This is a genomic window from Microbacterium sp. C23T (genome assembly GCF_053345975.1).
In genome coordinates this window covers 32,048-55,725 of sequence record NZ_JBKFBD010000030.1, presented here as the reverse complement: position 1 = coordinate 55,725, position 23,678 = coordinate 32,048, and the positions used below count along the sequence as shown (strand labels likewise).

At 66.5% G+C, this 23,678-nt stretch carries 16 protein-coding genes; 2 read left to right on the top strand and 14 right to left on the bottom strand.

Annotated elements, in window-relative coordinates:
* Positions 1–65: 65 nt before the first annotated feature.
* The 5 genes from ACLBXX_RS16355 to ACLBXX_RS16335 all read right to left on the bottom strand — a co-directional run bounded on the left by ACLBXX_RS16355 (position 66) and on the right by ACLBXX_RS16335 (position 12,892).
* Positions 66–1,889, bottom strand: a complete 1,824-nt coding sequence (locus tag ACLBXX_RS16355; RefSeq protein ID WP_447658904.1) for an endo-1,4-beta-xylanase — start codon at positions 1,887–1,889, stop codon at positions 66–68.
* 108 nt (positions 1,890–1,997) lie between these two features.
* Complete coding sequence (locus tag ACLBXX_RS16350; protein WP_447658903.1) at positions 1,998–6,161, bottom strand: beta-L-arabinofuranosidase domain-containing protein; 4,164 nt, start codon at positions 6,159–6,161, stop codon at positions 1,998–2,000.
* Positions 6,162–6,254: 93 nt separating this feature from the next.
* On the bottom strand, positions 6,255–9,191 hold the full coding sequence (locus tag ACLBXX_RS16345) for a beta-xylosidase family glycoside hydrolase (protein WP_447658902.1): 2,937 nt from the start codon (positions 9,189–9,191) through the stop codon (positions 6,255–6,257).
* Positions 9,192–9,320: 129 nt separating this feature from the next.
* Positions 9,321–11,714 (bottom strand): family 43 glycosylhydrolase, encoded by a 2,394-nt coding sequence (locus ACLBXX_RS16340; protein WP_447658901.1) that lies wholly within the window; start codon positions 11,712–11,714, stop codon positions 9,321–9,323.
* 182 nt (positions 11,715–11,896) lie between these two features.
* On the bottom strand, positions 11,897–12,892 hold the full coding sequence (locus ACLBXX_RS16335; RefSeq protein WP_447658917.1) for a LacI family DNA-binding transcriptional regulator: 996 nt from the start codon (positions 12,890–12,892) through the stop codon (positions 11,897–11,899).
* A gap of 23 nt (positions 12,893–12,915) precedes the next feature.
* Here ACLBXX_RS16335 and ACLBXX_RS16330 point away from each other — a divergent pair, with 23 nt between their 5' ends.
* Positions 12,916–14,103 (top strand): LacI family DNA-binding transcriptional regulator, encoded by a 1,188-nt coding sequence (locus ACLBXX_RS16330; RefSeq protein ID WP_447658900.1) that lies wholly within the window; start codon positions 12,916–12,918, stop codon positions 14,101–14,103.
* 40 nt (positions 14,104–14,143) lie between these two features.
* Here ACLBXX_RS16330 and ACLBXX_RS16325 read toward each other — a convergent pair whose 3' ends face one another.
* The 7 genes from ACLBXX_RS16325 to ACLBXX_RS16295 all read right to left on the bottom strand — a co-directional run bounded on the left by ACLBXX_RS16325 (position 14,144) and on the right by ACLBXX_RS16295 (position 20,937).
* Positions 14,144–14,962, bottom strand: coding sequence for a carbohydrate ABC transporter permease (locus tag ACLBXX_RS16325; RefSeq protein WP_447658899.1), 819 nt, complete (start codon positions 14,960–14,962; stop codon positions 14,144–14,146).
* Positions 14,959–15,879 (bottom strand): carbohydrate ABC transporter permease, encoded by a 921-nt coding sequence (locus tag ACLBXX_RS16320; RefSeq protein ID WP_447658898.1) that lies wholly within the window; start codon positions 15,877–15,879, stop codon positions 14,959–14,961. Before ACLBXX_RS16320 ends, ACLBXX_RS16325 begins: the two co-directional genes overlap by 4 nt.
* Positions 15,876–17,120 (bottom strand): ABC transporter substrate-binding protein, encoded by a 1,245-nt coding sequence (locus ACLBXX_RS16315; protein WP_447658897.1) that lies wholly within the window; start codon positions 17,118–17,120, stop codon positions 15,876–15,878. The genes ACLBXX_RS16320 and ACLBXX_RS16315 overlap by 4 nt, the downstream gene beginning before the upstream one ends.
* A gap of 337 nt (positions 17,121–17,457) precedes the next feature.
* Complete coding sequence (locus ACLBXX_RS16310) at positions 17,458–18,147, bottom strand: alpha/beta hydrolase fold domain-containing protein (RefSeq protein WP_447658896.1); 690 nt, start codon at positions 18,145–18,147, stop codon at positions 17,458–17,460.
* Positions 18,148–18,648: 501 nt separating this feature from the next.
* On the bottom strand, positions 18,649–19,131 hold the full coding sequence (locus ACLBXX_RS16305) for a PaaI family thioesterase (protein ID WP_447658895.1): 483 nt from the start codon (positions 19,129–19,131) through the stop codon (positions 18,649–18,651).
* A 27-nt stretch (positions 19,132–19,158) separates the two neighbouring features.
* Positions 19,159–19,995 carry an SDR family NAD(P)-dependent oxidoreductase gene (locus ACLBXX_RS16300; RefSeq protein WP_447658894.1) on the bottom strand — a complete coding sequence of 279 codons (837 nt, stop codon included), beginning with the start codon at positions 19,993–19,995 and terminating at the stop codon, positions 19,159–19,161.
* 3 nt (positions 19,996–19,998) lie between these two features.
* Entirely contained in the window at positions 19,999–20,937 is a 939-nt protein-coding gene (locus ACLBXX_RS16295; RefSeq protein WP_447658893.1) for an alpha/beta hydrolase, read from the bottom strand.
* 76 nt (positions 20,938–21,013) lie between these two features.
* Here ACLBXX_RS16295 and ACLBXX_RS16290 point away from each other — a divergent pair, with 76 nt between their 5' ends.
* Positions 21,014–21,628 carry a TetR/AcrR family transcriptional regulator gene (locus tag ACLBXX_RS16290; protein WP_447658892.1) on the top strand — a complete coding sequence of 205 codons (615 nt, stop codon included), beginning with the start codon at positions 21,014–21,016 and terminating at the stop codon, positions 21,626–21,628.
* A gap of 299 nt (positions 21,629–21,927) precedes the next feature.
* On the opposite strand, the gene ACLBXX_RS16285 is transcribed toward ACLBXX_RS16290, so the two are convergent.
* Positions 21,928–22,638, bottom strand: coding sequence for a TetR/AcrR family transcriptional regulator (locus tag ACLBXX_RS16285; protein ID WP_447658891.1), 711 nt, complete (start codon positions 22,636–22,638; stop codon positions 21,928–21,930).
* Positions 22,639–22,653: 15 nt separating this feature from the next.
* On the bottom strand, positions 22,654–23,667 hold the full coding sequence (locus tag ACLBXX_RS16280) for an alcohol dehydrogenase catalytic domain-containing protein (RefSeq protein ID WP_447658890.1): 1,014 nt from the start codon (positions 23,665–23,667) through the stop codon (positions 22,654–22,656).
* Positions 23,668–23,678: the final 11 nt, after the last annotated feature.

Below are 23,678 nucleotides of genomic sequence, written 5' to 3'. Positions count from 1 at the left end.
TCTCGACGGATCGTGGGTTGGTGGATCAGCGACCGGATCTACGACGCCAAGTCAGGTCGACGCTCCTACCCGCAGGTTGCTCTATCGAATGATGTCGCGGTCATCGATGGGGATGGCCTTGTCAACGCTACGGCTGATGCGGCAACGGAGGCGGAGCCTGCCGGCACACTGGCCCGGCGTGTGGAGAACAAGTACGCCACGCGGGTACGACCCTTGAGGATGATGTCGTTCCGCGTGCCGTAAGGAGTCGACACGGTTACCAGCGCATCGACAGGTTCCCGGCTTGTCAGACTCACAATCAGGACGACGCGCTTGTTGACGCATCGAGTGCTTGCCGTGACATCCACTCCGTGTGCCACCACGCTCGTCCCGCCCGCGAGCACGCCACGATACGCAGGCTTCGGCTCCCCCGCGGCGTCGAAGAGCAGCGGCGCCCCCTCGGCCATGCGCCAGCTGCGGTCATCGGTCAAGCCCCACACGCTCACCGAGAAGAGGGTGCTGGCGCGCGCCGCGAAGCCAGCGAGCGCTTGTTCGTAGTACTGCTCCTGAGCAGCGAGCCGAGCCTCATCGACGGGCACACCTGTCGCGACATCGAACTCCGTAACAGCCTGCACCACGGGCAGATTCGCGAAACGGTCGATCGCCGTCTCCAATTGAACCGCCGGCACCGAAAGGTCGACGTGGAATTGGTGACCGACCCCGCCGACGGGGACGTGACGTGCCAGCAGTCGCTCGACGAGGTCGCGGTATCTCGCTCCCTTGTCGCTCCACTCCGTGCCGTAGTCGTTCACGAACAGCGCGACGGGGCGGTCCGCACCGGCGGCGGCGTAGGTGTCATTGAACGCCTGGTCGGCGTATTGGAAGGCGAGGTCGATGAACTCCTCGCCGAGCACGTCGTACCACCGGCTTCTTCTCAGCCCGTCCGGGTGGGCGGCGCCGTCATCGATGACCTCGTTGACAACGTCGAAGGCGACGATCGGGTTTCCGGCACCGAACTGTCCGTATGCCGAAAGCTCGCGTGCCACGCCGAAGATGTGATCGCGCAGCCGGCCCTGGAGCAGCGCCCGGTCTGCGGGTTCGCTTGTCAGCGGTTCACCCTCCACGTCGGTGAAGAACCAATCCGGGGTCTGGTTGTGCCACACGAGGGTGTGTCCGTACACGCGGAGACCGTGCGATTTCGCGAACGACATGATCGATGCCGCCTGCGGATCGATCCGGAACCGCCGCTCCGCGTCGTACCAGGCGTCGGGCTTCATACTGTTCTCCGGCGTGACCTGGCTGAAATCCGCCCGCAGCCGGTCAGCCGCCGCGCCCGCGGTCTCGCGCTGGTCGATCGCCACTCCGACCGGGAACGGAAGAGCTTGCTTCAGCGAGGTCTTCACCGACACTTGCACGTCGTCGACGAAGTAGGAGTAGCTCTGCGCGGCGTCGGCCGTCCCGATGTAGACATCGGCGCCGGCGTCGCCCGCGTCTTTCGGCACCGTGTACGTCCCGTGCACCGTCGTCCACGAGGAAGCCGTTACCGCTGCATCCCCGACCCACGCATAGCCGGGACGGACGACGAATCGGGCTCGCGAGTCAGGTGCTCCCGATTCGAGCCGCACCCGCATCGACAGATCGTAGGTCTTGCCTGATTCGAGCGTTCCGGCCGGGCTCACGATGCCCGACCAATCGGCGTTTCGGTCGGAGACCCGCAGCGCAGGGTCTCCGTTCACGTGGATGACGTCGAGCGATTCCGCGTCGAGACCGAAGGGAACCCAGTCACCGAGCGTCCCGTCCGAGAAGTCCGTCGACAGAACCGGGATCGTCGCCGCATTCGCGGCCGGCGCGATCATGCCTGCCGCGAGCATCGCGAGGACGCCGAGGGCGCCGGTCGTCGTGCGAAGCAAGATGGACTCCTCAGGAATCCGGCACGCCTTCGGCGCGACGGTCAGATGGTGGGATGAGGGATGCATGGGCCCCGTCGAAGGAGACGGCCTCGGCGGGGCCCATGCGGACTACGGGCAGGCGTAGGCGGGGTAGGCGAGGTCGAGGGTTGCCGAGACCGGCTGGCCGTCCTTCGTCGCCGACACCACGACGCTTCCTGCGCCGGGCTCCGCCGACTTCAGCCGCGTCGTGAACGCCTGCGACTGCGACTTGCCCGCAGCCACCCTCGCGAACGACTTCGTGCCGAACGGCGTCGTGATGTCGGCCTTCACCGGCACCGCGTCGTCGTTTGTCACCGTCACCGTCAGCACGGCCTTGCTCGCCACACACCGCCACGTCGTCGTCACCGATGCCTCGAGGGCCGGCGAGGACGCTTCCCGGATCGTGATGGTGTACGTCTTGGACGTGGTGTGGTCCTGCGCGTAGGACGTGATCGCGAGCGTCGTCGGCGAACCCGGCGCGAGCGAGACCAGGCGCGGCTGGCTGTCGTCGATGAGGATATCCCCCAGCTTGACGAGCCCACTGGCCAGGTGCGGATCCGCGTCGAAGGCGACATCTGTCGTGCCCACCGGGACGGTGAGCGCATAGGAGGTCGTCGCCGCCGCGAATGGATGATCCAGTGTGCCCTTATCGAATGCGAGCGCCTTCAGCGAGGCATCCGTGTCGTAGACCGTGGGTCGGGTCGTCGCGATCCCGAACACGCCGCCCGCGAATCCGCCGGTGGACTGGAACTTGACCGTCACGACGGGAATCGGCTGACCCGTGGCATCGAGGACCGGGTTGCCGTTCGTGTCGACCTTGTGGCGCACGTTCGCCCCATCGAGATATGCGCGCGGAATCTCGTCCACGACGTCGTAGAACACGCCGTCGCCGGCCGCATTGGAGACCGTCTGCGTCTTCAGCTTCACATCGTTGATGTAGACGTCGAAGCTGCGCCCGTTGTCTCCCGTGAAGTACGTCGCCTGCAGGAAGTTCTTCGTGGCCGAAGGGTCGATCTGAAGATCCCAGCTGAACCATCCACCGCCGCCCGCGTCGCGGTACTGCCGGCCGTTGAAGGTGCCCACGGTGGAGTTCGCCGACGCCTTCTTGTTCTTCTCCGCCTCGAAGTTGTTGTTGTCGAAGTTGGTCAACGAATCGATGTACAGCTCCGTCTTTCGCTGAGCCAGTTTGGCGTCGAGGATGCGCTGCTGCGACGCGGCCGAGTCCGGGGACTCGATCGTGACGTACAGGGCGTAACGCTCGTCATGGCGCAGATAGTGCGGCGTGAAGATCGTGCCGTCGGCGTTGTCGGTGCCGCGGACCTCGAACTGCACCTGACCGTCCGACGAGTCCCCGATGCGCACCAGGTTGGTCGACAGCGCGGCGAGCCACGACGACGATGTCCCATCCGCTACCACCAGCGTGGACAGCGCATCGGAGTCGACCTTCGGGACGCGCACGCCGATCCCGACGCCGGTGTAGGCGGTGATGTTCTTCGTGCCCACCCCCGCGCTGAGGACCGTCGGGCCGTACTTGAAGGCGACGAAGTCCGGGTTGTCGGGCGCCTGGATGGCGGTGAGCTTCATCGGCATCTTGTAGGTGACCGTGTCCCCTGCCGCGAGGCCTGTGAGCACGATGTAGCCGGCGTCGATGGTCGGCGTGATCGCGGTGCCATTGATCTTCACGGTCGGGTCGCCCGAGATCCAGTCCGGAACCCGCAGGCGAAGCTCCGCGTCGGAGTCGACCGGACCACCGCTGCCGGCGCCGATCTCGAAGGTCACGGTGTCGTCGCTGGGCAGGTCGGCGGTCTGAGTGACGCGCATGTTCGTGCCGCGGTAGAGGAACGACGAGCTGAAGAACATGTTCACCCATACCGACTTGCGACCGGTGAAGTAGATCGAGTCGCCGAGCTTCGAGAAGTTCTCCATGCCGGAGCCGGTGCAGCACCAGAAGTCCGTGAAGGGCGTCGAGTACAGCTTGTAGTAGCCCGGTGCGATCGCCTGGAAGTAGGTGGTCATACCGGTGTCGGGATCCTGCGACGACAGGATGTCGTTGATGTACGCGGTCTCGTAGAAGTTCGCGTACTTGACGTCCTGGGTCAGCTTGAACAGCTCACGGGACAGCTTGAGCATGTTGTAGACGTTGCACGTCTCCGCGGTCTGCGGGTTCCCGCTCTCGCCCATCTGGGTCGCGTACTGGGCGAGCGTGTCCGCGGCGTGGAAGTGCTCCGACTGGCTGTTCGCCCCGGTCGCGTACGTGTGGTGCTCCGTGACGATCTGCCAGAAGTTCTGCGCAGCCGTCAGGTACATCCCGAGGTTCTGCTTCTCGGTCGACGTCAGCATCGCGTAGTAGTCGGGGTTCTGGGTGAACACCGTGTACCGCTTCAGCGCGCCGATGATCTTCGGGATCATCGTGTTCGCGTGCTTGCCGTTCAGCACGTCGTTGCCGGCGGCGAGACTCTGGAACAGGCTGGTCTCGTCGAAGGCCTCGGCCGCGGTCTTGATGTGCGGGTTGCCCGTCATACGGAACAGCTCGTACAGCGCCTCATTCATGCCGCCGTACTCGGTGCCCTGCATCTGCGCCTTGTTCGCCAGCGTCGACATGCGCGTGTAGATGTACTCGCCCCAGCCTTCCGCGATGTCCAGCGCCCGGTCGCCGAGGGCTCCGGGTGCACTGTGGGCGATGTCGATCAGACCCGCGAGCACCTTGTGCATGTTGTAATACGGAACGATGACCGGATCATCCGACGTGCCCCGTCCTTCGACCTGATCGAACGCGCTCGGACGGAAGGGGGCGATGTAGCCCGCCTGTGCGGTGCCCGCGTAGGAAGCCTGGACCTCGTCGAGCCCATCGACGGCGTCCGTCATCTGGGCGAGCAGCCCCGCCTTCGTGTCCGCGTCATCGGTCGCGGTGTACGACATCGCGATCGCCGACATGTAGTGACCGAACGCGTGCCCCCGGAAGTTCAGCCCGCTGTTGCCGTCCTCCCAGCCGTCGTATCCACTCGAGGTGGGGGCGGTGAGGTTGGCCGTGCGATAGAACCAGTAGAGGAACTTGTCGGAGCTTAGCGACAGCAGGTACTCCTGCTCCTTCTCCATGCCGTTCTTCAGGTAGTCGTCCGAGAGAAGGACATCGAGCCCGGAGTCAGCGAGGGTCTCGGTGGGGGCCGCGACGGTCACGGTGAACTGCCGAGTGGTCGCCGGACCTCCCGCGTACTTCACGGACGCGGTCAGCGTCACCTGGGCGTCGGCATCGCCCTCGCCGGGAAGATGCACCGTCCCGTCGTTCTCGATGACCGACTCGTCGGACGAGGTCCAGGCGATGTTCGACCCGCTGCTGCCGGTGGTCTGCAGCGGGAGTGAGACGAGCGTGGATGACGGCACCACGAGGGCTGCGGCATCCTGCGCCGCGATGGCCGCCTTGTCGATGACCCCGCCGCCCTCCTCGTACAGCTTCGCCACGTCGTTGACCGTCGCGACGCCCTGATACAGGCGGTACTCGTCGAGCGCCGTCTTGAGGAAGGCGCCGTTGTAGTTGGGGCCGTTGTAGCCGATGGTCTTCGGAACAGCGGCCTGCGAGTTGATGATCCCGGTGGAGGTGCCCCCGCTGGCATTGGCGACCGTCGCGGGAACGCGCACGCCATTGCGATAGAACGCGACGCTCTGCGAGGGGCCGTCATACGTGATGACGATGTTGGTCCACTGGCCTGCGGGGAAGAACGCGGCGCGGTTCGAGTCCTGAACACGGACCTTATACGGCTGTCCTGTGGACGGGCCGATGGAGATCGCGAGGGGGCTTCCGTCGCTCTCAGACGAGACGTAGAAGCCGTCGCTGTTGAACGCGGTCTTGTTCCAGGTGATGATCTCTTCCCCGGTCATCGCACTGTCGGGCTTGAGCCAGAACGAGAGCGAGAGACTGGTGGGGAGCAGTTCGGTGCTGCTGCCGAGGTCGATGTAGCTGTCACCACCGAGCTTGACGGCACTCGAACCGGCAGTCACCCCCGCAACGTAGGCTGCGGTCGGTGTGCCGCCGCCCGGCTTGCGAAGCTGCGTGGCGTGGGCGAGGCTGCTGGCGTCGACGACGCTGTTCTCGAACTTCAGATCGAGGACCGGTGCACCAACCGTGAGCTGGTCTGCGGCATGCGCGGGGGTCGCGCCCGCCACGATGACGATCGCTGCGGCCGCGACTGACGCGGCGAATGCGAGAGGCGCTCGCTTCACGACTGTGCCCGACGGACGGGCGTTCTTTGGTTTCATGGTTCCTTCTCCGTTGAAAGCAGGACTGTCAGGACATACAGGGCCGGATGTCCCGCCCCCGACGAGATGTGCCGAGGGCGGGACGCCGACCGGTTACGAGCAGGTGTTCGCCGCGTAGGCGGCGTCGAGGGTGGCCGAGACCGGCTGGTCCTCCTTCGTCGCCGACACGACCACGCTGCCCGTGCCGGCCTCGACCGACTTCAGGCGGGTCGTGAACGCCTGCGACTGCGACTTGCCGGCAGCCACGCTCGCGAACGACTTCGTGCCGAACGGCGTCGTGACGTCGGCCTTCACCGGCACCGCGTCGTCGTTGGTCACGGTCACCGTCAGCACGGCCTTGCCCGCCACGCACCGCCACGTCGTCGTCACCGACGCGTCGACGGTCGGAGCCGACGCCTCTTTCAGGACGGCGAGCTCGGCGATCTGTCGGGTGAGCGCCTTCGCGGGGGCATCGACCTGGTTCTGGGTCGAGAAGCCTGCGGCTTTGGCGGCCACCGCTTTGTCGTAGGCGGATTCGAACTGAGCCCAAGCCTGCGCCGGGTAGTCGCTCTCGTCGAGTGCCGCGCCCTGCGCGATCGCCGCGTCGAGCTTCGCGCCGGAGACCGCCCGGCCGTCGGCGGTCAACGCACTGCTCAGGTAGTAGTAGTCGAAGTCGACCGAACCGCCGGCGCTCTGCGTCGCGTAGTTGAACAGGCCCATGCGGTAGCCCATGAAGTGCGCCAGGCTCCAGTCCATCTCGAGCGGCCCGGTGCGCTGGCCGAGCTGCGACCACTGCTGTCCGTCGAAGCTGTAGTAGTAGCGCAGATAGAGCTGGCCGTTGTTCGAGGCGTAGTCGAGGTCGGCCTTCAGGGAGACCTGGCGGTTCGATCCGAGCGAGACCGTCGAGCCGGGAACGAACGATTCGGCAGCGGCCTGGTCGAAGGTCGCCGAGAACGGCTGCCCCCGGTAGACGACGCCGAGGGTGTACTCCCCGTCGACCTTCTTCACCGCCGCGTACGCGAAGCTGCGGATGTAGGTGGCGATGCCGGCGACGTCGCCGTCCTTCATCGCCGAGACGTCCAGCTTCGTCTCCACCGACTGCGTGGGCGAGAACGTGCGCTGCGACAGCGTGTTGCGGGCTTCCTCGAACCACGCGAGCTCGTCGCGGGCCGAGAGCTTGGCGTACGTGGATGCCCCGGTCACGGCCTTGCCGGCGGTCAGCCGGAGCCAGCCGTCGCGGTCGGTGAGCGACCAGTAGCGGTTGTCGGGGTTGTGGTTCCACTCCCACGCCGTGTCGAGCGTCGAGCCGTTGAAGGCGATCTCCGCCGCGTTCGGGAGCTCTGTCGTTGCGGGGCGCCCGACGAGCGACACGTCGTCGACGGCGAAGTCCATGAGGTGCGTGTTCGGGTCGGCGCTGGGGCTCGGCGTCCACGGTGTCTCGACGAAGATCTGCGCCGAGTCCAGCGGCTGCGTGTCGGGAACCGTGAACGTGCCGGTCAGCTTGCCCCACTGCCCCTTGGTGACGGTCCCGGTGCCGAGGTTGGTGAAGGTGCCGTTGCCGTACCGCGCGGTGAGGAAGAACTGCTTGGTGGCGGGGCTCGCCGCGTTGTCGTACTTCACCCAGCCCGAGATGTCGTAGGTCACCCCGTGCTGCAGCGTGCCGGTGACGTTCTGCACCGGCCCGGAGCCGGTAGTGGCGCGTGCCGTGACCTGGACGGCACCGCTGCCCGAATGCGCCGAGGTCGCCGCGGTCAGCGTGGCGGTGTCGTTGACGGCCCACCCGGTCGTCCCGCTCTCGAACCCGGGGTTCTGGAACAGCTCGACGCCGATCTTCGACTGGTCGATGTTCGGCCCCGCGGGGATCTCCCACTGCTCATCGAGGTACGCCTTGTGCGCAGCGTCGTTGTCGAAGTCGTCCGAGGCGACCACCGACTTCTGCCGCTCGAGGTTCTCCTGCGCCGGCGTGAGGCGGATCGGCTTGTCGAACGTGCCCCCGAACGGCACGACGCCGTTGGTGCCGAAGGTGGGCCAGCCGGCGGTCCACGTGGCGGGGATCAGCGCGGGGATGCGGCCGGTCGGGTACGTATCGCGGAAGAAGAAGCCGTACCAGTCGGATGCCGCGTCCTTGTGTGTGATCTCGACCAGGCCGCCCTGCGCGAATCCGTTCGAGTTCAGCGCGCTGCGCGCCTCATACGTGTTCGTGCCGCCGGGCGCCTGGTGCTTGCCGAGCAGGTACTTCGAGCGGAACACCACTTCCTGCCGGTCCTGACCACTCGGCCAGGTGACGATGAAGATGTAGTAGTACTCCCCGATCTTGTACACCTGTGCGCCCTCGAACAGGCCGCCGATGTAGGGCTGCCCGGCGTAGTCGTTCGCGGTGAAGATGTTCGGGTACTCGGCGACGACGGTCTTCAGGTCCGCACTCAGCTTGACCGCGCTGGTCCCCCCGGCGCCGTAGAAGATGTAGGGCGTGCCGTCGGTGTCGAAGAACAGCGACGGGTCGTGGAATCCGCGCCCCAGCGCGGTCTTCTCCCATGCGCCGTCGTCGACGTCGTCGGTGGTGAAGAGGTAGGCGCCGTTCACGTTGTTGGTGTTGAACAGGACGTAGAACCTGCCGTCGTGGTAGCGGATCGAGGATGCCCACTGCCCCTGTCCGTACGACTCTTTGCCGTTTCGCAGCGAGAGCGCGTCGCCGATGCTGAGCCGGTTGTAGACGTAGTTGACGGTCTCCCAGTTCACAAGGTCGTAGGACTTCATGATCGGCGCACCCGGGCTGAGGTGCATCGTGGTCGAGATCATGTAGTAGATGTCGCGGTGCTCGTCGTTCTCCGCTGCCGGCACCATCGTCACGCTGACGTCAGGCACGTCGGAGTTCAGCAGGGGCACCGTGTAGGTGCCGTCGCCGTTGTCGGTCGATGTGTACGACTTGTCGGGCAGCGGCGATTCGACGCCGCTCGCCGCGGTCGCGCCGGCGACCAGACCGGCGCCGAGGAGGGCGCCGACGGTCACGAGCGAGACGATCCGACGCCGGAGGTTTCGGGGGTTGCTCATCGCTGAGTCCTTACTCTCGGGTGATTGCATTTCGTTGCGTGCTGGCCCGCGGCATACCGGCGGGCCGGGGTGCGGGGGCCGGGGAGACGGGCGGAGGCTCGACGTGGAGTCTCCGCCCGTCTCGGGGTGCTATCCGCAGTGGGATGCGGGGTAGGCGACGTCGATCGGGGTGGTGACGGGCGTCCCGCCGACGGTGCCGGTGGCCTGCACGGTGAGCGTTCCTGCCGGGATGCTGGCTGCGCGGGTGGTGAAGGCCTGCGAGACCTTCTTCCCGGGCGCGACGGCGTCGAACGTCTTCGCCCCGTAGCCGGTGGTCACGGCCGCGGTGAAGGCGACGGTGTCATCGTTGGCGACGGTGACGGTGAGCACCGTCTTGCCGGCCACGCACCGTGCAGCCGTGGTCGCCGAGACGTCGAGCGCCGCCGGTGCGTTCGCGGTGAACGACCAGGAGTCGAGCTCGAAGAGGTCTCCGGTCGGGCCCTCGAACGTGAAGTACACGTCCTTGGTTCCGGTCGCGCCGGCGAGGGATGCCGTCACGTCGGTCCACTGGCCGGTCGAGCCGGTCACGGCGAGGGTTCCCAGCACGGTGCCGGTGGGGCCGCCGTCGCGGACCTTGATGACGCCGCCGGCCTGCAGCGGCTTGACCTTCGCGGACACCGTCGCGGCACCCTCGGCTCCGAACGCGACCTGCGACAGTGCGGTCCAGTCGCCGGTGTCGATGTCGGTGACCGACAGGCGCGGTGCCTGGGTCTTGTCGGTCAGCATCGACGTGGCGACACCCTTGCGGTACGCGAGCGTCTCGGCCTCGACCTGACCGGCGTACGCATCCAGCGTGCCGATCTGCGCGGCACCGGCGTAGTCGGCCTGGATGGGTTTGATCGTGCCGTCCGCGTTGAACGAGACCTCATTGACATGGGTGCTGCGGTAGCCCTTGATCTTCGACCCGTCGCCACCGGCCACGGCCTTGTTCAGCGTCTGCGCGTGGTACGCGACGTAGAACTTGCCGCCGAGTTCGAAGAAGGACTGGTGGTTGTTGCCGCCGACGCCGAAGAAGCCGTACATGTTCGCGAGGATCTCGCCCTTGTACTGCGCGGGCGTCCACGGGCCGAGCGGGCTGTCGGCCATCATGTAGGCGATCACGCCGTCCGCGGGGTACCCCGGCAGCCGGGGCGTGGTCCCGGAGCTGAAGTTCGACGAGTACGAGTAGTAGTACTTCCCGCCCCGCTCGAACACATGGGATGCCTCGAACACCGCGGGAGCGTCGATGACCTCCGCCGAACCGACCGTGCTGATCATGTCGGCACCCAGGCGGATCACTCGGGTCGACTTCGGGTTGTTCGGGTCACGCTCGACCGCGCCGCCGCCGAAGTACAGGTAGCCGTTGCCCTGGTCATCGACCACCACACCCGGATCGAACAGCCAGTTCTGACCGTCCGACGCGCCCGGCGTCGACCCGCTCACCAGCATGTGACCCAGCGGGTCCGTCCACGGGCCCACCGGCGAGTCGGCCGTCAGCACGCCCACGCCGCCGGCGCTGTTCGCGAAGTACAGGAAAAACTTGTCCTGCCCGTTGATCGTCTTCCACGCCGCCGCCGGCGCCCAGGAGTAGCCCGCATAGGTCGCGATCCCGTTGGGCCCGGCGACCATCGCATCGCCGTGATCCGTCCAGTTCACCAGGTCCGCCGACGACCAGACATTGAGCGTCTGGATGTTGTACGTGTTCTCCACGACGTTGCCCTGCGCATCGGGCGCCCACATCTGCGAGTCGTTCGTCGTGTAGATGTACACCCGGCCGTCATACGTCAGCGCGTACGGGTCCGCCCCGAACTCGTGCGACACGATCGGGTTGTGGTTACCCGGCTCCTTGCCGACCACCTCGATCGTCTTGCTCGGCGGCGGCGGCGGCGCGACCCCGGTGACCGACACGTCGTCCACCGTGAAGTCCATCAAGTGCGTGGTCGGGGCATCCCCCGGCGCCGGCGTCCACGGCGTCTCCACGAAGATCCGCGCCGTCGAGGTGCTCTGGGTGGCGGGGATCGTGAAGTTGCCCTGGATCAGCGCCCACTGCCCCCGTGTCGCGGTCACCGTCGCCAGATTCGTATAGGTGCCGCCGCCGTAGTGCATCGTCACGAAGAACTGCTTCGTCGCCGGACTGGCCGCGTTCTCATACTTCACCCGGGCACTGACCGCATACGTCTGCCCCGACTGCACCTTGCCCGACAGATCCTGCATCGGACCCGACCCCGTCGTGGTGCGGCCCGTGATCTGGACGGCGCTCGCACCCGAGTACGCGTCGGAGACGACAGCGAGCGCGCCCCCGTCCGTCCCGTTGCCGTTGTTCGCGAACCAACCCGTCAGGCCGCTCTCGAACCCGCCGTTCGTGATCAGCTCGGTATCAGCCGCCGACGCCGTCGTCATGCCGGCACCGCTCAACGTCAGGGCGGCGATGACGAGTGCGGACAGCACGTATCTCATCCGCGGTCGATACCCGCCCTCGATGGTGGGCTTCGTCTGGTGGGGCACAGTTTCCTCCTTGACCTGCGCGGCCGCTTCACGTCGACCTCCGGTGGTCGAACGCTGTCGGCAGAGGGGTTCTCGATTGATTGATCGATAAACCTTGCTCTGCCTCTGCAGATGTTAGCGGTCACAAGATGGCGAAGCAAGACCCATCCTGTGGATGCCGCCTCCAGGCTCCCGCGCCGCGTTCAGCGCCGGGTCGACTCGCGCGACACGAGCCGCACGGGCGCCACCACACGTCGAGGGGCGGCTGTTCGCGATTGCGAGAGCCTCGTCGACATGAGTTCGACGATCGCATCCGCCATCTCGTCGTTGCCCGGCTCGACCGAGGTGAGGGTGGGTGTCATGAACGCGCCGGCGCGCACGTTGTCGAATCCGACCACCTGCACCTCGTCGGGCACGGGGCGCCGCACCTCGTGGAGGGCGCGCAGCGCGCCGAACGCGCTGGAGTCCGTCAGGGCGAACACCGCGTCGAACTCCACGCCGCGCTCGACAAGCCCGCGGACGACCGCATACCCATCCGCCATGTCCAATCCGCTCTCCACGACCAGGGGCGGCAGGACCGCCAGACCGGCTTGCGCGTGGGCCTCGAGGTAGCCCTGAGTCCGAAGGGTGTGCACCGACTCCCCCTCCGCGAGGGACCCTCCGAGCGCCACGATCCGCCGGGCACCGCGTTCGATCAGGTGCTCGGTGGCGAGGCGTCCGCCCTCGACGTTGTTCATGAGGACGTGGTCGAATCGCGTCGAGAGCGCCCGCTCCCCGAGCAGCAGGATCGGCTTCGACGGCAGCAGACGGCTCAGATCGGTGGACTCGCTGGCCGCGATGGCGAGCACGAAACCGTCGTACGTCTCGAGGTGGGACGCGGCGAAAGTCTCGATCTCGGCGGTGATCTCGCCGCCGGTGTTCTCGGTGACGAGACGGATGCCGCGATCCGCGAATCGCGTCGCCAGGCGCTCCGCGAGCTCGCCGTAGTACTCGGAGGCGAACACCGGCAAACCCAGCCCGACGATCCCGTTGCGTCCTGTCCGCAGCGAGCGGGCGCTCTGGTTGAGCCGGTACCCCAGTTCGTCGATCGCGCGCGTCACGCGTTCCACCGTGTCGGGGCCGACTCTGCTGGATCGGCCGTTCACGACGTTCGAGACGGTCTGCGCCGAGACGCCCGCATGCGAGGCGACATCCTGCATCGTCACGGGAGTCGCGGACCGACGTGGCGCCGCGGAAGGCTCAGCCACGCGTACACGTCATTTCGAACTCCCACCGATGCCCTGCGAGTCGCGGCCGACAGCCCGCGCGCCAGGCGCGTTGTACGATCCGAATCGAATCGCGCCACTCGATTCATCCTCCCACCGCACCGAAAGAGAGGCCCGACGTGACGCGCAGACCTCCGCGTAGGAACCGCCCTCGACCCAACATCTACGATGTGGCCGCCGCGGCCGGCGTGTCCCACAGCACCGTCTCCCGGGCGATCAACGGTCAACCGGGCATGACGTCCGAGACGCGCGCGCGGGTGCTCGCGGTCGTCGAGTCGATGGGGTATCTCCCCAGCGGCGTCGCGCAGATACTCGCAGGCCGCCAGGTGCGTCGGATCGGGATCGCCGCCCAGGGCGCCGATCATCCGGTGATGACCGAGCGTGTTCGATCGATCGAGCTCGCCCTGCGGCGGGAGGGCTTCGCGCCGATCATGTCGGGCGTCGCGGCCGAACCGCACCGGCTGGCGGGAACTGTCGCGCATCTCGAGACACTGGAGGTCGAGGGCATCTGCGTCGTCCCCGGTCGCGGGGTGGACCTCCGCGACGTGGCCGGACTCGCACCGCGGCTGCCGACGGTGCTCATCGCCCCGACGCCCATCGACGACCTCGCGACGATCGTGACCGACGTCCCGCAAGGCGCCTCCACGGTCGTCGATCACCTGGCTGCATTGGGCCATCGCGACATCCAGTTCGTCGGCGGGCCGCCCGAGCACCTTCACGCCGGCGCGTGGCTGAGAGGCGGACTCGACGCGCTTCGCAGACTCGGCATCACAGCGCGTGCACCGGTAATCGGCGAGGCGACCGCCGACTTCGGCTTCAGCGTCGGCTCGGACTCCTGGCTGGCGGGCGGAGCCACCGCCATCGCGGCCTTCGACGATTCCGTCGCCCTGGGCGTCGTGCGCGGCCTCTGGTCGCGCGGCATCCGCGTCCCACATGACGTGAGCGTGATCGGGTTCGACGACCACCTCGACTCAAGGCACTTCCTGCCCCCGCTGACGACCACCCGGCAGAACGCCGACGCCCTCGCAGAACTCGCCGTGTCGCACCTCATCGCGATGATCGGCGGATCAACGCCCGCCCGGGCGCCACGAATGCCGTTCGAACTCGTGATCCGCTCTTCCACATCGATCAAGGTTGATCGATAAACCTTGCGCGGCCTCCGATTCGCGGGCCTGCGGCGCGGGGCTACCGGTCGACGCGCAGCCATGCGCGGCGCCCCGAGAGCACGACGGCGAAGACGAGCACCGGCACTGTCGCCAGCAGAGCGCCGGCGAACGCGAGCGAGTAGTCGACTCCGTAGTCCGTGCGAAGCGCCGCGAGTGCGACCTGCACGGTGCTGGTCCCGGGCGACCGCAGAACGATGAACGGCCACGTGAAGTCGGTCCAGGTCGACACGAAGACGATCGCACCCAGCACGACAGTTCCCGGCAGGACCATCGGAAGCCCCACATGCCAGAACGTCTTGGCGGGGCCGCACCCATCCAGGGCGGCCGCCGCGATCACGTCATCGGAGAGGGCGACGGAGATGTGCTGGCGCATCCAGAAGATCCCGAATGCGCTCGCCAGTCCCGGCACGATCAGCGCCTGCAGCGTGTCGCCCCAGCCGAGCCGGGAGATCAGCAGGAAGTTGGGGATCACGGCCAGCTGCACCGGGAGGACGAGCGCGACGAGGACGATCGCGAACAGAGTCCTGCGCCCCCGGAACCGCAGCTTGGCGAATGCGTAACCCGCCAGCGCGCACAGCAGCGCCTGAGCCGTCGCCACCGACGCGGAGACCAGGAAGGAGTTGACGAGAGCACGGCCCAGCGGGACGAGCTCCATCACCGCGCCGATGTTGGCGAGGAGCCGATCGCCCGGGAGGAGCGGCGGCGGAAAGGTGGTCGCGGCAGAGGACTCGCGCGACGCGACGACCAGCATGAAGCAAAGCGGCAGCCAGCAGACGACACAGGCCGGCGCGAGGATCAGCGCCACCGTCGCGAGCCGATGCCGCGTGCGCCTGCTCACGGCATCGCCCGAACCCGCCCGACGAGGGCGAGCAGGCCGACTGCGGCGACGGTCAACAGGAGCACCACGACGGTGATGGCGCTCGCATACCCGAACTGGAACTCGCGGAAGCCCACCTCGTATACCAGCAGGGCGAGCGTCTGGCACTGGCGCGCAGGCCCGCACGTGACTCCACCCGGGCGAACGAGCAACGGCTCAGCGAACAGCTGCACCGCCGCGACGATCGAGGTCACGCCGCTGAAAACGACCGCGGGTCTGAGGAGCGGCAGACTCAGGAAGCGCAGCTGAGACCACCACCCGGCACCGTCGACCTCCGCCGCAGCGTAGATCTCGCGCGGAACGGACTCCAGCACCGCCACCATCAGAAGCGTGGTGAACCCGAACCACCGCCACGTGATCATGCCCGCGATCGCCACCCACGAGCCGAGAGGGGTCGAGAGCAGATCCACCGCGGGCGCCCCCACCGCCCGCGCGAAGGCGCTGAGAAGCCCGAAGTCCCGGTCGACGAGCTGGGCCGCGACCAGCGCCACGGCGGCAGACGAGGTGACGTACGGCACCAGCAGCGACACCCGCGTGAAGGCCGCCCGCCGGGTGAAGCCGACGATCGTGTGCGCCAGGACGGTCGCGAGGACGACCTGAGGGACGACCGCGAGGACGAGGATCCCGAGCGTGTTTCGCGCCGCGAGCCAGAAACGAGGATCGTCGAGCAGGCGGGTGAAGTTGTCGATGCCGACCCAGTGCTGCTCACCGAAGACGTTCCCGTCGGACATCGCGAGCACGATCGTCGCGAGCATCGGCACGACACCGAACACGGCGAAGACGATCCCGAACGGGGCGATGAAGACGTAGGGCGCGACCGCCGTCCACCTCGCGGCGGTCGCGGAGCGAGCGGTGTGCGGGCGGATCGCCACGCTCACCGGGTCACCACGTCGACGGACCGCAACGCCTCCGCCCACGCTGCGTCCGGATCGACGGCCCCCTCTTCCATCGCCATCAACGCGCGGAGGAACGCCGTGCTGATCACGGTGGATTCCTCGCCCTGCGTCACAGCGGGCATGGAGGTGACGGAGTCGCCCAGCACCTTGCCGATCGCCGAGGTGCCGAAGAACGGGTCGGTGTAGGCGCCCATCTCCTCGCTCGCGAATGCGCTGCGCGCCGCGGGGAGCGGGCCACCCGCCAGGAAATGATCGAGCTGTGCGGTCGGCGACTGCATCTGGCGGATGTAGTCCCACGCACCTTCGGGGTTGCGCGCTCCGGCCGGGATGGCGAGGAAGCTGCCACCCCAGTTGCCCGCGACGCCCGGCGCGGGTGCGATGCGCCAGTCGCCGGCGGTGTCGGGCGCGGTGTTGCGGATGACCCGGAGCATCCAGGAGGGTGCGGCGACCACTGCGAAGCGCCCGGCCGCCATGCCCGCGGACCACCCCGCCGAGAACGACGCGAGCCCCGCGCTGATCCCGGCGTCGTGCGCATCGACGGCCACGTCGAACGCATCCCGCAGGTCGGGGTTGGTCGCGTAGACCAGGTCGCCGTCGTCGCCGTAGTACTTGACGGGGAGCTGGTTCGACGTGTTGGCGAAGATCGTGGTGCTCACGTTGTCGACGAACGGGATGCCGCTGGTCGCGGTGAAGCGCCGGCCGACGTCGATGAAGTCCTCCCACGAGGTCCACAGCGCCGCGACATCCTCGGGCTCGGTCGGAAGCCCCGCCGCCGCGAAGAGATCCGAACGATAGGCGATCGACAGCCCTCCCACGTCAGTCGGGATCCCGATGATCTCGCCGGAGCGGGCGGTCGCGGCTTTCCAGGTCCAATCCAGGTACTGATCGCCGAGGTCGGCGGCGCCGAAGTCGCGGAGGTCGCGGAATGCCCCGGGGACGGAGAGGAACCGCGGGAGGTCGTCGGCCTGGATGAGCACGAGGTCGGGCACGTCACCGCCGGCGAGCGCCGCCGTGAGCGCATCGGCCGTCTCCGCCGACGTGCCGATCTCACTCAACTCGATGCTCGCTGCAGGGTTCGCCGCGAGGAACTCGTCGACCTGATGGCCCTGACCGATCCCCGTGAACGACCAGAACGTCACGAGGTTCTCGGGCGCGGACGGGGTGCACGAAGCGACCGCTCCCGCGAGGGCGATCAGAGCGGCCGACACGCTGAGACGGATCACGGCTTTGCGCAGTTCCCGCCGGGTCCGGGCGTGCGTCGCAGCGCTCGTCGAGCGGGTTCGACGCGCGCTCGATGATCCCCCCATCGATACGCTCCTTCACGCTCCCCGAGGTGCCCGCATGATGCGGCCACTTCGGCACTCTAAACGAAGAATCTCCGCACTGATAGCGCGAACTATGTCGTGGAGAAACCACCCTTGCGCCGAACAGCAGTACCGTCCGAGCTGCATCGCGGCTTCTCCGGACGGCCGGGCACACCCAGAGCGCGAGACGTGCGTGAGCACTCCCGTGGAGAGCGCCCCCAGGGTGATACCGAGGCCCCGGGATGTCGCACGCGACCTAGACCGCGAAATCGGATTGTGCGGCTAGTGTTTCGAGAGCCCGGAAGATCCGCGTTCGCGCCCGCGCACCGGCAGGCGTGGGCAGCAGCGGATACACGTGGAACTCTCCCGCGCTGACTTCCAGGTTGATCATCGCCGGGTCGTTCAGCTTCTCGGCCAATCTGACAGCGTCGGGGTTTAGCAGGTCGGCCGTCCCTGTGAAGCACATCACGGGCGGTAGACCCTCGAGGTCTCCGTACAGGGGACTGACGAGCGGATCCGTGTGCTGCAACTCCCCGGCATAGGCCATTCCGGCGTCCCTCAGCCCCGGAATGGCGAGCATCGGATCGCGAGGCTCGATCTCGCGTGCACGAGCGTGGGACATTTCCACGTCGAGCCAGGGCGAGATGAGGATGAGTCGATCGGGGAGTCGAAAGTGTCGATCCCGCAACTGCTGCGCCACGGCGAGGGCAAGCCCGCCGCCAGCCGAGTCGCCCATGACTACGAGCCCGCGCGAACCACCCGCATCAGCGAGAAGTGCGAAGAGATCCACTAATCGAGGGACGGTACGCGCGGCCGTACTCAAGGGGGCAAGCGGATAGATCGGCACGATCACGCGCGCGCCCGTCCGGTGGACGAGCTGTTCGATGAACAGCCAATGCGTCGCGGTGATCTCCTCAACATACGCACCCCCGTGAAAGTAGAGCACGTCAACCCGCGAAGCCTGTCGATGCCTGGCTTGCACCGTGTAGACGGGCCAGTCGTGTACGGAGCGACGCACCGAGACAGAAGCCCGCCGCAGCACCCGCCGCGGCGGGCCGTATCGGCGTGGGCGGAGGCTTGCTCGCAATCGCGCGTCCGCGGATCTCTTTCGGCTACGGAAGACGCGCTTCGAACTCCTCAGCCGAAGGACGAGGTTCACGATCGCACGCGGGACCCGCGCGAGTCCGACTCGGACGAGGGTCGAGAGACGGGAGGCAGTCCGCTCCGCTCCATCCCGGCTCGAGGGTGCTGGTCGCACCGGAGGGCGGCCGGCGCTTTGCTGGTCTGCTCTGCGCCCACTCCGGGTCACGGTATTGTCAGCCGACGGTGTCCCGTTCATCTCAGAGTCCCTCAATTTCGATCGATCGACCGTCCACGCGGCGACGAGTGAACGCAGTCCGCTACCATCCGATTCGGTGCGCGTTCAGATGCGCCAGAAGACCGAACCTTACGGGGCGGTTGACTCCCTGCGCTCGCGGACGTAGAGCTGGCGTCGGACACTCGCAACCACTGAGTCTTCAGTGTCGCGCACGTCGATATCGAACCAGCGGAGCACTTTGGCACCGTCGCTCGCAGCGAGGCGGATCTCTTCGACGACCGACGGGTTCAGTTCGATCAGGGCTTCGACGGGCCCCACGCCCGGCGCAACGAACGTGATTTCGGCGGCCTTGTCCCAGACGACGTACGACGACCCGAGCTGATTCTTCGCCATCACAACGAGGAATGGATCGATCATGGAGAACAGTGACCCGCCGAAGGCTGTACCCATGTAGTTCGCGTTCTCCGACGTGAGATCGAGCCGCACCCTGACTCGGGTGAAGTCCGCCGCGTAGTCCACGATCCGGATGGATTGGGCGGACAGGGTGCCCCACCCATTGAGGGCGCGATACTGCTCGTCTGCGGGCAGGCCATCAAGATCTGTGATCACCATCTCGGCTCTTCCTGTCGCGCCGTTCGCTCACCGCCGCTGCGCGGCGGCTTCAACGGAGGTCCGGATGCCGTGATCGGTGAATCCGAGTCTCTCGACCAGAGCGCGGAATAGTCCGGGCGCGGCCGCCGGCAGTCGGTTGCTGGAGGGGACCACGATCGTCTCAGCGCGGCGTTCGATCCCACTCAGCGCAGCATCCACGACTTCGTCGATGCTCACCATCTTCCAGATGCCGCCAGAGTTGCCGCCCCAGAGTGATCTCCCGGCCGGGTCATCCAGCATGTTATCCATGAGAGAGGTGCGGAAGAACGTCGGGTGCAGGCTTCCGACTCCGACACCCAGGTACCGCATTTCCAGGCGCGTCGAGTCGCAAAGCGCCCAGACGCCCGCCTTCGACGCGGTGTACGCGCCCTGGAGCGGCGAGTGGATGAACGCCGCCATCGACGACACCGCTAGAAGGTATCCCCCGTGCTTCTGAACGTGCGGGATTGCGGCACGGAACGTGCGCATGACGCCGTTGAGATTGATGTCGATGACGCGCTCGAACGTGGCGGGGTTCGTCGTCGCGATCGGGCTGACGTCGGTGATACCCGCGTTGGCTATCACGACGTCGAGACGGCCAAAGTGGTCTGCCCCTGCGTCGATGGCGCGTTGCACCGATCCGGCGTCCCTGACGTCGACGGAATGCCCTGATGCCACGGTGTCGCCCCCCAAGGCCGACGCCTGAGCGGCCACCGCTTCGGCATCGATATCCAGGAGGACGAGATTCGCGCCCCGCCGACGGGCGCTCTCCGCCAGGCGACTGCCCAGCCCGCCCGTGGAGCCAGTGATCGCGACCGTGCGGCCGGCGAGTTCGTACTTGCGCATGTCTCAGCCTTTCCGTCGCGTGACTGCGACCGGTACGTGACGAGTTAGGAATTGCAGGTAGTCCGACACTGCCTGCTCGAACGGCTCGCCGACGTAGATGTCGAAGTGGCCGATGGGATATAGCCGCACTTCGCCGAACGGAGCTTGGGCGGCGTATCGTTGGGTCGCTTTTGCCGGGGCCACGGCGTCGAACTCGCAGATCGCGAAGAGGATCGGGCAGTTCACCTTCTTCGCCTCGCGTCCGGGAGCTTGACGGCCGATCTCAAGTGCGAGCCGGGCCGCCACTTCGTTTCGGAAGGCGGGAGCGTGAGTGGTGAGCGCGAGGTACCCGGGCTCTGAGTCCGGGGAGGTCATCAAGGCAGCCGAACCGGGCGGGCCGGCGGAGGCGACCGTCATAGGCCGCTTGTTCAGGGCAGCGCCTATCGCGTCCGCCACAGCGACGGGCGCCACTCGCAATGTGGTGAGTGGGTTTGTCGCACGAGCTGAGCTGAACCCATCCGTGAAGGGACATTGCGCGATCACGGCCGCGATCCTTCGATCGCGTGCCGCGACACGGATCACGTGACCGCCACCGAACGAGGTCCCCCAAAGCACCACCCGATCGCGGTCGATATCAGGCTGCTGCCGTGCCCAGGCAACGGCTGCTGCCCAGTCCTGAAGCTGGGACCTGACGTCGAGGAGCTGCCGCGGCTCTCCCTCACTTCCGCCGAAGTACCGGTAGTCGAATGCAAGGACTGCGTACCCCGCCGCTACGAACCGCTCAGCATACGCATCGAGCCGCATCTCTTTCACGCTGCCCAGTCCATGTGCCATGACGATCACCGGCGGCCGGAAATCCGAGGCGGCGCTAGCCTTCTTGGGCGTGGGAACGTAGTACCAGGCTGCGCAGCTATCGCCGGCAACGGAGATCTTGACGTCACGTCGTACCATTTGGATGCTCACTCCAATGTGAGAATGTCATTCTAAGTTTAGATACTAATCCCATCATGATCACCCCGCAATCGAGACCAGGATTCCCATGACCGACGACACCCAGCCATTGGAGCCGACTCGACGGGAACGCAAGCGTGAACGAGGACAGCTCGACATCGTCGACGCAGCCTTCGACATTCTGAGCCGCGGCGGCTCTGCTGCTCTGACGTTGCAGGCGATCGCCGACGAGGCGGATGTCGCCGTACAGACGATCTACAACCGAGTCGGGAACCGAGCGGCCATCCTGATGGCACTGGCGGACCGCGCGTTCGAGGTGAATCGCGCCTACATGGAACCGGCGTATGCGTCGTTGGGCGAGAGCATCGACGATTTGATCCGGGTGGCCGAGGCATACGCCCGATTCGCGGTCGAGCACCCCAACGAGTTCCGATTTCTCGCTGAACCGCCCGAGTCCGATGCGGTCGCGGCGGCGGTCACAGCAGCCGTCGCGGAGCAGAACACGCGACTCGAGTCCGCGCTGCGCTCCGCGTCCGACCGTGGAATCGCGACCGCCTTGGATCCGGCGGCCACTTCGGAAGTCCTATGGGCGGCGATGAACGGCGTGCTGCTGCTCGCGATCCGCCGTCGTCTAGACGACAGCGCACTTCAGAGACTCGTCTCGACCTTCGTAACGATCGTCCGCGACGGTCTCGCCCGCTGACAACTGTGCGGCCAAGCACAACTCCTTAGGGATGCTGCCAACCAGGTCGCGCGGTACTACCGTTCGGGGCACACCCGACGAGCGAAGCGGGGCTGACACGAACAGAAGCTAGACGCCTCCGCTTCGACGGGCCGGACGCTCCGCGGTTCGCGCCCGCTTCGTCGACCATGTGTCCCGGCGTTGGCCGGACTGGGATTGAATACTCTCGCTCGTGCCCGATTGACACCATGCTCCTAAAGGAATGTACGACACGGTCAATCAAGGCGACGTTACCGGCGGTCAAGAGGTTCAATCAAATGTCACGGTCCTGTCTCAACCTCGGCGACGGATGCGTCAGATGCCATCTCTAACGCCCGTGGAACTGGACGAGTAAGCGCGATCACGGCGCGTGCGACAATGAAAGCGATCTCGGAATGCGGCTGACTTCCGAGCGCGGAGCGCCGGACGGCGTCGACATAGGTGGCCCCAATGATCCGGGCCGCCCTAGTGGGATCCGTTGAGATTTCGAGTCGGAGCCGAGTCAGCCCACTCTGGAGGATGTTCGCTAATGCTTCATCAAAGCGTTGCTGTACGCGCGCGTACAACTCGGTGATGTGTCGCTGTCGGAACGCGAGCATCTCGAACTCTGCAATCAGGATCACCCACTTATGGTCGCCGAACTCACCGTCGAGGAAGTCCTGAGCAAAAGCGGCGAGCTCCAGGACGCCCATAGAAGAACTGCTGGTCTCTCGCGCGAGCCGGCCCACCAGGCTCGTGAGTCGTATCAGCCTGGATTCAGCCTGGCGCATCAACACGGCAAGAACGATCTCTTCTTTTGAAGAATAGTTGGAGTAGAACGCCCCACGAGTGAGGCCGGCATTGGCACTCAGTTGGTCTATGGATGCCGCGTCGATGCCGACAGTGATGAAAGTCTCGTACGCTGCGTCAAGCAGTTGCTCTCGTGCCCGTGCGCGCCCAGCAGATATCCCGGCACCCGGCAAAGGTTGCTTCCTGACGTCCAATTGACGCATCGCCTGGCCCCGACTTCAGGGGATAAGTACGAATCGGATTGGAGTGTCGCGCTTGTCGCGCAACCGTTCGACGGCCTCGGCGGCGTCAGAGAGCGCGAATGTACCGCTGATTGATCGGGAGAAGTCGAGACGGCCGAGCGTAAAGAGCCGGACGAGATCGCCGACGTGGCGGTCCTCCGAACCATAGTGGCCGAGGATCTGCTTGCGGGTGTACTGGTACGTCGCGTCGTTTTCCACCGTGAACGGCTTCCCGCTGATACCCACAAGTATTAGACGACCTCCGACCCGGAGGGCACCGAGCGCTTGGGCGCGCACCGGGGCGACACCCGCGAAATCGATCGCGACGTCCAGGCCTCGACCAGCAGTCACGGACCCTATCTGACCCGCGAACTCGGGGTCGGCGGGATCAAGGGCGAGGTCCGCGCCGAACTCGAGGGCCCGTGTACGTGCAGCCTCGAGAGGGTCGACGGCTACGATCGGGGCAGCGCCCGCGAAACGCAAGAGCTGCACGCCATGCGCACCCAGTCCGCCGACGCCCCATACCCCGACGGACTCTCCCTGCCTCACCTGCCCAGTCCACTCAATGGCACCCCAGGGGGTGGAAACGGCGTCGGGGATGATTGCAGCCTGCTCAAACGGAAGACTGTCGGGGATCGGGACGAGGAGATCAGCGGGAACCACGACGTACTCGGCCCAGCCGCCGTCGTAGTCCACGCCCATCGTCCAGTTGACCCCGTCAACTACCTTGCCGGCTCCCACGATGACACGGGTGCCGATCGCAACCCCGGTTACACCGTCACCGAGAGATTCGACCTCGCCTGCTACCTCATGGCCGAGGGTCACCTCATCGCCGGGTAACAGCAATGGGCTGAGAGTCCCGTCAATCAGATGAACGTCTGATAGGCACAGGCCGGCCGCCCGCACGCGAACTCGAACTTCCCCAGGACGAGGGAACGGAACGGTGATCTCGTTCACCGCGAAGGCCTTTGCAGCGAAGTTCATCCGCCCTGCCAGCATCGTCTTTGGCACGGTCGTGCTCC